A 10,367-nucleotide genomic window follows, 5' to 3' on the forward strand; every position below is an offset into this window, starting at 1 on the left:
GCCTTGCATCTGAAAGCCGATGGCCCCATAACGGGGCCATCGGCTTTTTTTGTCTCCGGAAGATGCCCTCCCGGAGACGGTTTTCCCCTTCCCTGGAGCCCCCATGGCCCGTTCCCCAAGTGAGACCCTCGACCTGCCGGTCCTGCCGCTGCGCGACGTAGTGGTGTTCCCGCACATGGTCATCCCGCTGTTTGTCGGCCGTGACAAGTCCATGCACGCGCTCGAACAGGCAATGGAGGCAGACAAGCGCATCCTGCTGCTGGCGCAGAAGTCGGCCGAGACCGACGACCCGCAGGCGGCCGACCTCTACCAGGTCGGTACGCTGGCGCAGGTGCTGCAGCTGCTGAAGCTGCCCGACGGCACCATCAAGGTGCTGGTCGAAGGGCTGTCGCGCGTGCAGATCACCCACGTCGACGAGCGTGATGGCTCGCTGCACGGCCAGGCCGTGGAGATCGACGCGGCCGACCCGCGCGAGCCGCGCGAGATCGAAGCCATCGCCCGCTCGCTGATGTCGCTGTTCGAGCAGTACGTCAAGACCAACCGCAAGCTGCCGCCGGAGCTGCTGCAGACCCTGGCCGGCATCGACGAGCCGGCACGCCTGGCCGACACCATCGCCGCGCACATCAGCGTGCGCTTGGCCGACAAGCAGCGCCTGCTGGAAACGCTGGCCGTGGGCGAGCGCCTGGAGATGCTGGTCGGCCTGGTCGACGGCGAGATCGACGTGCAGCAGATGGAAAAGCGCATCCGCGGCCGCGTGAAGTCGCAGATGGAAAAGAGCCAGCGCGAGTACTACCTCAACGAACAGATGAAGGCCATCCAGAAAGAACTGGGTGACCTCGACGACGCGCCGGGCGAGCTGGAAGAGCTGGCCCGCAAGATCGCCGAAGCCGGCATGCCCAAGCCGGTGGAAGCCAAGGCGCGCAACGAGCTGAACAAGCTCAAGCAGATGTCGCCGATGTCGGCCGAAGCGGCGGTCGTGCGCAACTACCTGGAGTGGCTGCTGGGCGTGCCATGGAAGAAGCGCACCAAGGTGCGCAAGGATCTGAAGGTCGCGCAGGACACCCTGGACGCCGACCACTACGGCCTGGACAAGGTCAAGGACCGCATCCTGGAATACCTGGCGGTGCAGTCGCGCGTGAAGCAGATGAAGGGCCCGATCCTGTGCCTGGTCGGTCCGCCGGGCGTGGGCAAGACCTCGCTGGGTCAGTCCATCGCCAAGGCCACCAACCGCAAGTTCGTGCGCATGTCGCTGGGCGGCGTGCGCGACGAGGCCGAGATCCGTGGCCACCGCCGCACCTACGTCGGTTCGATGCCGGGCCGCATCGTGCAGAACCTCAACAAGGTCGGCAGCAAGAACGCGCTGTTCGTGCTCGATGAGATCGACAAGATGTCGATGGACTTCCGTGGCGATCCGTCCTCGGCGCTGCTGGAAGTGCTCGATCCGGAGCAGAACAACGCGTTCAACGACCACTACCTGGAAGTGGATCTGGACCTGTCCGAAGTGATGTTCGTGGCGACCTCCAACTCGCTCAACATCCCGGGCCCGCTGCTGGACCGCATGGAAGTGATCCGCATCCCCGGCTACACCGAGGATGAGAAGCTCAACATCGCTACCCGTTACCTGTCGCCGAAGCAGATCAAGGCCAATGGCCTGAAGCCGGAAGAACTGGAAATCGGCAGCGACGCCATCCAGGACATCGTGCGCTACTACACGCGCGAATCCGGCGTGCGCAACCTGGAGCGCGAGATCGCCAAGATCTGCCGCAAGGTGGTAAAGGAAATCGCACTGGCCGGCCCGCAGCCGGTCAAGGCGAAGAAGGGCGCGAAGAAGTCCAAGGCCCTGGTCAGCGTCACCAGCAAGAACCTGGACAAATACCTGGGCGTGCGTCGCTTCGACTTCGGCCGCGCCGAGGAAGCCAACGAGATTGGCCTTGTCACCGGCCTGGCCTGGACCGAAGTGGGTGGCGATCTGCTGCAGATCGAATCGACCCTGGTGCCGGGCAAGGGCCAGCTGATCCTGACCGGCCAGCTCGGTAACGTGATGAAGGAATCGGCGTCGGCGGCGTTGTCGGTGGTGCGATCGCGTGCTGTCGGTTTCGGCATCGATGCGGAATTCCTGCAGAAGCACGACGTGCACGTGCACGTGCCCGATGGCGCCACGCCGAAGGACGGCCCCAGTGCCGGCGCGGCGATGGTCACCTCGCTGGTGTCGATGCTGAGCAAGGTGCCGGTGCGTGCCGACGTGGCGATGACCGGTGAGATCACCCTGCGCGGTCGCGTCACCGCCATCGGTGGCCTGAAGGAAAAGCTGCTGGCGGCACTGCGTGGCGGTATCCGTACGGTCATCATCCCCGAGGAGAACCGCAAGGACCTGGCCGACATCCCGGCCAATGTCACCCGTGATCTGCAGATCGTGCCGGTGAAGTACATCGAGGAAGTGCTGGACCTGGCGCTGGAGCGTCCGCTGGCACCGAAGAAGGCGCGCAAGAGTGCGCAGCGCGTCACGGTGCGCAGCAAGGCCAAACCGAGTGGAAACGCGCGCGTCAAGCATTGACGCGCGCTGTCGAAATGCCTGAAACCCGCGTCGTTGCTGGCTTTCCACCTTGCGTGGGGGTAGGGGCGCTGGTATAAAAGCAGCACCCGCGAATGAGTGATCGCAGTCTGGCGATCACTGAATTCGGCGAACAGTTTCCACATGGCGGCCGTGCGCGCATCGCGTGCGGTTGCTCCCCTGTCGAATAAGCGGAACCCACCGCCAAAGGAGTTGTACAGAATGAACAAGACCGAATTGATCGATGCCGTTGCTGAAGCCGCCGACCTGACCAAGGCCGAGTCCAGCCGCGCTGTCGATGCCGTCGTTGCTGCCGTCACCAAGGCGCTGAAGGACGGCGATGCGGTCACCCTGGTTGGCTTCGGTACCTTCCAGGTCCGCGACCGTGCTGCCCGCACCGGCCGCAACCCGAAGACCGGCGACACCATCAAGATCGCTGCTTCGAAGAATCCGTCGTTCAAGGCTGGTAAGGCCCTGAAGGATGCTGTAAACTAAGCGGCTCGCTGGGGTGCTTAGCTCAGCGGTAGAGCGTCTCCTTTACACGGAGAGGGTCGGGGGTTCGAAACCCTCAGCACCCACCACAGCACCGCAGTAAAAGTTCAAGTGTGGAGCGGTAGTTCAGCTGGTTAGAATGCTGGCCTGTCACGCCGGAGGTCGCGGGTTCGAGTCCCGTCCGCTCCGCCACTTTGACGCTAGGCCCCCGGGCGACTGGGGGCTTTGTTTTCTTCAAGGGTTCGCCCTGCGGGAAAACAGCAACACAACTGGAGCGGTAGTTCAGCTGGTTAGAATGCTGGCCTGTCACGCCGGAGGTCGCGGGTTCGAGTCCCGTCCGCTCCGCCAGTTTCAAAGGCTTCCGGGCAACCGGGCGCCTTGTTTCAACCGGCCTCGGCCGGGGGAGACAGAAGAGTTTGCAGCAAACGTGGAGCGGTAGTTCAGCTGGTTAGAATGCTGGCCTGTCACGCCGGAGGTCGCGGGTTCGAGTCCCGTCCGCTCCGCCAAGTTGCAAGCAGGGGTATCTGGAAGTGCTGTGGAGCGGTAGTTCAGCTGGTTAGAATGCTGGCCTGTCACGCCGGAGGTCGCGGGTTCGAGTCCCGTCCGCTCCGCCATCCCAGATCCCAACAAGTTCTGCCCATGTGGAGCGGTAGTTCAGCTGGTTAGAATGCTGGCCTGTCACGCCGGAGGTCGCGGGTTCGAGTCCCGTCCGCTCCGCCAGCAGAGTTCGAAGTGTCAATGAAGATGCCCGTCGGTCCTGGACCTGCGGGCATTTTGCCTTTTCGGGGTCTGTGCATGTCCCTGGCCGCCGGGCGTGGCCCGGCGCTGCTGCTTCAGCGAAGCGACGCGGTCGAGCACCGACTCCACCGCCATATGCCGCTGCACCGACGCCTGCAGCGCAGCCAGCCCCGGGAACGCATCGGGCTGCAGCCCACGCGCGAACAGCGCAGGCAGCTGCTCCAGATCGCGCAGCCACAACCCTGCGCCTGCCTCCTGCAATCGCGCGGCGTGGTCGAACTGGTCGTAATCCAGCGGATGGACCAGCGATGGCACGCCGGCGCGCAGTGCGTGGTACATCACGCCGGCGCCACCGTGGTGCAGCACGCGGTCATAGCGGTGCAGGTGCCGCGCGTAATCGACGAACGGCAGCCGGTGCAGGTTCGGCAGCGGCTGCAATGCATCGCTTGTTTCATGCTGGTGGCCGTCGCTGACGTGGATCTGCCATTGCGGGTGCAGCGCCGCCAGCGTCGCTGCCGCCTCGGCCAGGCGCGGCTTGATCCAGTCCTGGTGGGTGCCGGCGGTGACCAGCAGATGCCGCGCGCCATCCACGAACGGCGGCGCCGCGTGCGTGCTGGGCGGGGTGTGCAGCATCGGCCCGATGAACTGCAGCGCGCGTGGCCAGGTGCGCGGAAACTCCAGCTCCGGCACGCCCAGGGCGAGGATGCATTCATCTGAATACACCCGTTCGCTGCCATCGGCGCGATAGATCGACGGCACGCCCAGCCGCTGCATCGCCGAGCGCTGCCAGGCGTGCACCCCGCGCTTGAACAGCCGGGTCAGCTGCCGGCCGCCGGCGTGCTGCAGTGCCTGCCAGCGCGTGCGCGCCGGGCCCTGACCGCCCAGATACGGCGGCGGGCCGTCGGCGCAGTCCAGCACGCAGGGCGAGGGCAGGCTGGTCCACCAGCGGATACCGAGCTCGGCCGCCAGCAGGCCCGCAGGCGGCAGGGTGAAATCGACGATGGCCAGATCCGGGCGGGCGTGTTGCCAGCGCTGCTGCAGCGCCGTCCGCATCTGCTCCATCAGCCGCAGGGCCTGGGTCAGCTGCGCGTGCAGTCGCAGCGGGTTGGCCTTGACCGGCTTGGGCGGGTTGGCGATCTGCCACAGCGCTGCTTCCTGGTCTGCCGACAGCAGCACGCCACCGTTGAGCCCGCTGGCCGAGATCGCTGCCTGTGCGCCGGGCGTGCTCAGCACGGTTACGTCGTGCTGTGGCTGCAGCTGGCGGGCGATGGCGAGGATCGGGTGCAGGTGGCCGCTGTAGGGCGGGGCGAGCAGTTCGATCTTCATGCGTGCTCCTGCTGCAGGCGCGCGGCCAGTGCACGGGCGATGGCCAGCACGTCCGGCTGCTGCAGATAGTTCATGTGGCCGCTGTCCACCCACTGCCGTGCACCGCGCCAGCCGAGCCGCGAGATCCAGTCCTGGCGGCCCACCAGTACCTGCAGGTGCGCCACCTTGGGTGCGCGGCGTGCGACCGGCCCGTAGGCCAGCACGCTGCAGCGCTGCGCCAGGGCGGGCGGCAGGGTGAGGTTGGCCAGCAGCTCCAGCCCGCAGCTGCCAACCAGCAGCAGGGTGTGCGGTGCGGCGTGCAGCAGCTGGGCCAGTGCCGGTGCGTGCGCTGCGGCGAAACCGGGCCGGCGCGAGCGCAGGTAGTGGCGGCTGTTGTGCCAGCTGGCCGCCAGCAGCGCGGCTGGCTGGTGATCGGGCGTGGCGGCGTCGTAAGGGAAATTGCAGGGATGCAGCACCCGGCCGGGTGCCAGCAGGGCATCACCGAATGCGCGCTGGAGCGGGCTCAGCGCACAGCGCGCCGGATCGCTCTGGCCGGTGAGGAAGGCCAGCTGCAGTTGCGGTGCGGCCGTGGGCATCGGCTCAGCCGCCCTGGAAATCATCATTGGCGTGCACCTGGTACAGCCGCGTGCGCCAGCGGATGCGCCGCACGCAGACCGCATGCAGCAGGTGCAGCGGCTGCAGCAGTTCGGCCAGCAGTGAGGCCAGCGGACGATGTCGGGCGTGGCCGCCGGCTTGGCGTTGCAGGTGCAGCAGCAGGGATGTGCGCAGCACCAGCACCAGCGTGGCAACGAGCGCCGGCAGCCCGATCGGTGGTAGTACGGCCAGCACCAGCAACGCCCACAGCAGCAGCGGTGGCAATCCATGCAGCACGCCGATCAACAGGCGCAGGCGCGGTGATTCATCGCGCAGCAGCAGCACGGCAAACAGCATCCAGCGGTGCATCTGCTGGCGGTAGCGCTGCAGCGTTGGCACGTGGGTCTGCACGTCCACCGGCGCGGTGGACTGGAACAGGCGCGCCCCCTGCCGGCGCAGCGCACGGGCCAGGGCGAGGTCGTCGGCCAGCATCCGCAGCAGCGGGGTGAACCCGCCCAGCTCACGCAGGCGTTCGCTGCGCAGCGCGTAGCACATGCCGTTGATCGACAGCGGCGGCAGCCACGGCAGCAGGCCGAGGTAGGTCAGCACCGCATTGTTGTTGACGAACTGCGCCATCAGACGTGCGCCGCGTGCGCCGTCGTCGCGGTAGCAGGGCAGGGCGGTGACCAGGTCGGCGTCGGCCGCGCCCAGTTCATCGACCAGCTGCGCCAGCGCTGCGGCCGACAGGCGTGCATCGTCGTCCAGCACCAGCAGCACCGGTTCGCGCACCTGCGGCAGCACCGCGTCCAGCTTAAAGGTCTTCGGGTTGGTCCCTTCCGGCGCGGCCGGGTAGACCAGGCGCGTGATCTGGTGGCCGCGGTGTGCCGCGTACAGCGCATCCGCAGTGGCGCGTCCGATGGCGTCGGCCTCGTCCAGCAGCCAGTGGAAATGCGCGCCGGGTAGCGCCTGCAGGTTGTGCTGCAGCACCTGCGCCAGCAGCGGGTCGCCGCCGAGGATGGGCTGCAGGATGGCCACGCCGCGGCCGTCATGGCCGGCGGGCGCCTGCGGCCGGGGCGGACGCTGGCCGAGGATGCGCAGGGCGCCGGCAGCCTTGAGGCCCATCAGCAGCAGGTACAGGGCCGCCAGCAGCAGGCTGGCCAGGGTTATCCCGTTCAGGCTCAGGCCTCCCATTGCGCACGCTGTTCGCTGATGAAGCGCTCGATACCGTCCTCCAACGAAACCCGGGGTGGCCCCAGGTCGGCCAGCATGCGCTGCGGATTGAAGGTTTTTGAATAGGCGAAGGCGGCCACGCCGAAGCGGGTGATCGGCGGCTCGCTGCGCAGGCGCAGGACGCGCCAGCCGGCTTCGATCACACTGGCCGTGCGCAGGGCCAGCCCGGTCGGCACGCGGCGGCGTGGGGCTGGCAGCTGCAGGGCGGCCAGCAAACGCTGCAGCAGGGCGTGCAGGTCCACCGGGGTGGCATTGGTCAGGTTGTAGGCCGGGCCGAGCTGCGGGGCTTGGGCGGCGCGCAGCAGGTACTCCACCAACGTGTCGATGTGGATCAGGTCGATCTTCGGCGGGCCACCGGGGCTGACCAGCAGCGGCACGCCACCGCGGCGCGCGGCCGCCAGCAGGCGCGGCAGCAGCACGGTGTCACCGGGGCCGAACACGGCTCGCGGTCGCAGGATGCAGGACGGGCCGTCGTAGCGGGCCAGCAGGCGCTCCGCCTCGGCCTTGCTGCGCGCATATTCATTCAGGAAGCCCGGGCCGATCGGGCTGTCCTCGTCCAGGTCATGCTGGTGCGCCTCGCGGTAGAACACCGCGGTGCTGGACACCAGCAGCAGGCGCGGATGGCCATTGCGTCGGCAGAACTCGATCACCTGCGCGGTGCTGTCCACGTTCTGCTGGCGGAACTGCGCCGGGCTGCCCCACGGGGCGACGCGGGCGGCGGCATGCACCACCACGTCGGGCCGGAACGGCAGCTCGAGAGGCTGCGACAGGTCGCGCGCGGCGTAGCTGGGCAGGGGCAGCGGGCGGCGGGCGACACCGAAGGCCTGCACGCCGGGCACGTCGGCAAGGCGGCGCAGCAGGGCGCCCCCCACGAAGCCGGAGGCGCCGGTGACCAGGATGCGCATGGATGGGGTCCTCCTTGTGCCTGTAACGCGCCGCAGCCGGGGCATGCCGCCCATCTGACCGGCCAGTATGCGCCTGCTGCCGCGTCTGCGCCCAGCGCTGGCATGGGCGTGGCGGCTGCGCATGCGGCGCAGATCCTTGTCCCGCCTGCCTCCGCGCCGTTTTTGGTGCGGGCCGCGAAGCGGGTTACACTGCCGGGCTCGCCAATCAGGCCATGTGATTCCTCACCATGCTGCAGAAACTCCGCGACAAGACCTCAGGCTGGATCGTCACCGTGATCCTGGGGCTGCTGATGATTCCGTTCCTGTTCGTGATCGACAACAGCTACCTCGGTGGTGTCGGCGCACAGAACGTAGCCAAGGTTTCGGCACCGCCGACCTGGTGGCGCTCGGCGCCGTCGTGGTGGCCGGTGCGCATGCTGTGGCAGCACCATGAGATCAGCGCGCAGGATTTCCGCACCCGCTTCGAGCAGGAGCGCATGCGTGAGCGCCAGCAGCAGGGCGAGAACTTCGACCCGCGCGCGTTCGAGAGCACCGAGAACAAGCTGGCCGTGCTGGACCAGCTGATCGACGAGCAGGTCGTGCGCCTGGTGGGCGAACAGGCCGGCGTGGTCGTCGGTGACGGCGCCGTGCGCGACTACATCATGACCATCCCGGCCTTCCTGGGCAGCGATGGCAAGTTCAACGAGAACAACTACCGGCTGGCACTGGGCGGTGGCAATCCGCCGCGTACCCCGTCGCAGTTCCAGGAAGAAGTGCGTGCCAGCCTGCAGCAGTCGGTGATCCCGGCCGGCCTGCAGAACTCGGGCTTCGTCACCCAGGCCGAGACCGAGCGCCTGCTGAAGCTGCTGGGCGAGACCCGTGACGTCGAGCTGGTCGCGCTGCCGGAAGTGCCGGCCGATACTGCGCCGGTCACCGACGCGCAGATCAAGCAGTGGTACGACAGCCACGGCAAGGATTTCCGCCAGGCCGAATCGGTCTCGCTGGAATACGTCGAGCTCAACGGTGCCAACCTGCCGGCGCCGGTGCCGGCCGACGAGGCCGCCCTGCGCAAGCGCTATGAAGAAGAGAAGGCAAAGTTCGCGACCCCGGAACAGCGCCAGGCCTCGCACATCCTGATCACCGGCGACGGTGCCGAAGCCAAGGCCGCCAAGCTGGCCACCGAAGCCAAGGCCGCCGGTGCCAACTTCGCCGCACTGGCCAAGGCCAACTCGGAAGACCCGGGGTCCAAGGACCAGGGTGGTGACCTGGGCTGGGTCGAGCGTGGCGCGATGGTGAAGCCGTTCGAGGACGCGCTGTTTGCTGCCAAGGCGGGTGACGTGATCGGTCCGGTCAAGACCGACTTCGGTTACCACATCATCAAGGTCGCGGCCGTGCGCGGTGGCGAAGGCAAGTCGTTCGAGCAAGTGCGTGACGTGCTGGCCGCCGAGCAGCTGAAGGCCGATGGCGAGCGTAGCTTCAACGACCTGGCCGGCCGCCTGGTCGATGCCATCAACAAGAGCCCGAGCGACCTCGTTGCTGCAGCCAAGTCGGTCGACCTGCCGGTGCAGACCCTGGGCCCGATCACCCGTGCCACCGCCAGCGGCATCGCCGCCGATCCGGCCGTGCTGCGCTCGGCGTTCTCCGACGTGATGGTGCAGGACGGTACCGCCAGCGATCCGATCGCCCTGGGCGGCAGCACCAACCACAGTGTCGTGATCCGCGTGGCCGCGCATACCCCGGAACAGGCACTGCCGCTGGACAAGGCCCGTGAGCAGGTCATCGCCGCGATCCGTGCCGACCGCCAGCGCCAGGCCAGCGACAAGGCGGCTGACGCCGTGCTGGCCAAGCTGAAGGGCGGTGCCAGCCTGCAGTCGCTGGTGGCCAGCGACAAGCTGCAGGTCAGCCCGATGCCGGGCCTGCCGCGCAGCCAGCCGGTGCCGACCCCGGAAATCAACCGCGCCATCTTCAGTGCGCCGGTGCCGGCCGAAGGCAAGCCGAGCTACGGCAAGGTCGACGTCAACGGCCACGCGCTGGTGTTCGTGGTGAACAAGGTCACCCCGGGCAACATCAAGGAAGTGACGCCGGAACAGCAGAAGCAGCTGAAGGACCAGCTGAGCCAGATCGACGGCATGGCGGCAGCCAAGGCCTACATCGACGCGATGCGCAAGAAGTTCGTGGTGCAGACCACCGAAGCGAACCTGTAAGCCGCCAGGCGAGCAGGACGAAGAGGGCCCGGCAATGCCGGGCCTTTTTTGTTGGTGCGGGGGGGAATGGCCTGGGGCCTGGTAGGGGTCGAGCTTGCTCGACCGCTTTTGTAGAGTCGAGCCATGCTCGACTGGACGTGCAGAAGCAGTCGAGCATGGCTCGACTCTACAGAGAGAAGAGCAGTCGAGCATGGCTCGACTCTACAAAGGGCGGAAGAGCAGAAGAGCGGTCGAGCAAGCTCGACCTTTACAAAGAGCCGGTTGCGGCTGTCAGTCTTCGATGCGCAGGACGGCGCCGGGCTTCAGCACGCTGCTGCCGCTCACGCCGTTCAACGAGAGCAGGGCCTTCACCGGCATGCCGTAGCGGCG

8 protein-coding genes and 6 tRNA genes are annotated in these 10,367 nt (G+C 67.4%); 9 read left to right on the forward strand and 5 right to left on the reverse strand.

Features of this window, described 5'->3' with window-relative positions; all coding sequences use genetic code 11:
• Window positions 1-103 precede the first annotated feature (103 nt).
• The 8 genes from lon to DCO49_RS11885 all read left to right on the forward strand — a co-directional run bounded on the left by lon (window position 104) and on the right by DCO49_RS11885 (window position 3,763).
• The gene (gene lon, locus DCO49_RS11850) at window positions 104-2,554 is read left to right on the forward strand and encodes an endopeptidase La (RefSeq protein ID WP_116864202.1); all 2,451 of its coding nucleotides are present in this window, start codon (window positions 104-106) and stop codon (window positions 2,552-2,554) included.
• Window positions 2,555-2,773: 219 nt separating this feature from the next.
• Complete coding sequence (locus tag DCO49_RS11855; protein ID WP_004146343.1) at window positions 2,774-3,046, forward strand: HU family DNA-binding protein; 273 nt, start codon at window positions 2,774-2,776, stop codon at window positions 3,044-3,046.
• 11 nt (window positions 3,047-3,057) lie between these two features.
• A tRNA-Val gene (locus DCO49_RS11860) sits at window positions 3,058-3,132 on the forward strand.
• Window positions 3,133-3,158: 26 nt separating this feature from the next.
• Window positions 3,159-3,235, forward strand: a tRNA-Asp gene (locus DCO49_RS11865).
• 79 nt (window positions 3,236-3,314) lie between these two features.
• Window positions 3,315-3,391, forward strand: a tRNA-Asp gene (locus DCO49_RS11870).
• An 81-nt stretch (window positions 3,392-3,472) separates the two neighbouring features.
• Window positions 3,473-3,549: transfer RNA gene (locus DCO49_RS11875), tRNA-Asp, on the forward strand.
• A gap of 31 nt (window positions 3,550-3,580) precedes the next feature.
• Window positions 3,581-3,657, forward strand: a tRNA-Asp gene (locus DCO49_RS11880).
• Window positions 3,658-3,686: 29 nt separating this feature from the next.
• Window positions 3,687-3,763, forward strand: a tRNA-Asp gene (locus DCO49_RS11885).
• A 15-nt stretch (window positions 3,764-3,778) separates the two neighbouring features.
• On the opposite strand, the gene DCO49_RS11890 is transcribed toward DCO49_RS11885, so the two are convergent.
• Genes DCO49_RS11890 through DCO49_RS11905 form a run of 4 tightly spaced genes read right to left on the reverse strand, consistent with a single transcriptional unit; the run spans window position 3,779 to window position 7,815 of the window.
• Entirely contained in the window at window positions 3,779-5,107 is a 1,329-nt protein-coding gene (locus DCO49_RS11890; protein WP_243402724.1) for a nucleotide disphospho-sugar-binding domain-containing protein, read from the reverse strand.
• On the reverse strand, window positions 5,104-5,709 hold the full coding sequence (locus DCO49_RS11895) for a hypothetical protein (RefSeq protein WP_133249426.1): 606 nt from the start codon (window positions 5,707-5,709) through the stop codon (window positions 5,104-5,106). Before DCO49_RS11895 ends, DCO49_RS11890 begins: the two co-directional genes overlap by 4 nt.
• Window positions 5,687-6,871, reverse strand: a complete 1,185-nt coding sequence (locus tag DCO49_RS11900; protein WP_116864204.1) for a glycosyltransferase — start codon at window positions 6,869-6,871, stop codon at window positions 5,687-5,689. Before DCO49_RS11900 ends, DCO49_RS11895 begins: the two co-directional genes overlap by 23 nt.
• Window positions 6,859-7,815, reverse strand: a complete 957-nt coding sequence (locus DCO49_RS11905; RefSeq protein WP_243402725.1) for an NAD(P)-dependent oxidoreductase — start codon at window positions 7,813-7,815, stop codon at window positions 6,859-6,861. Before DCO49_RS11905 ends, DCO49_RS11900 begins: the two co-directional genes overlap by 13 nt.
• A gap of 227 nt (window positions 7,816-8,042) precedes the next feature.
• On the opposite strand from DCO49_RS11905, the gene DCO49_RS11910 reads away from it, so the two are divergent.
• On the forward strand, window positions 8,043-9,998 hold the full coding sequence (locus DCO49_RS11910; protein WP_116864205.1) for a peptidyl-prolyl cis-trans isomerase: 1,956 nt from the start codon (window positions 8,043-8,045) through the stop codon (window positions 9,996-9,998).
• Window positions 9,999-10,268: 270 nt separating this feature from the next.
• On the opposite strand, the gene DCO49_RS11915 is transcribed toward DCO49_RS11910, so the two are convergent.
• Window positions 10,269-10,367, reverse strand: a 99-nt coding sequence (locus DCO49_RS11915; protein WP_133249427.1) for a LysM domain-containing protein, incomplete at its 5' end; no start/stop codon positions are given.

It is taken from the genome of Stenotrophomonas sp. SPM, assembly GCF_003105135.1.
Lineage (GTDB): Bacteria > Pseudomonadota > Gammaproteobacteria > Xanthomonadales > Xanthomonadaceae > Stenotrophomonas.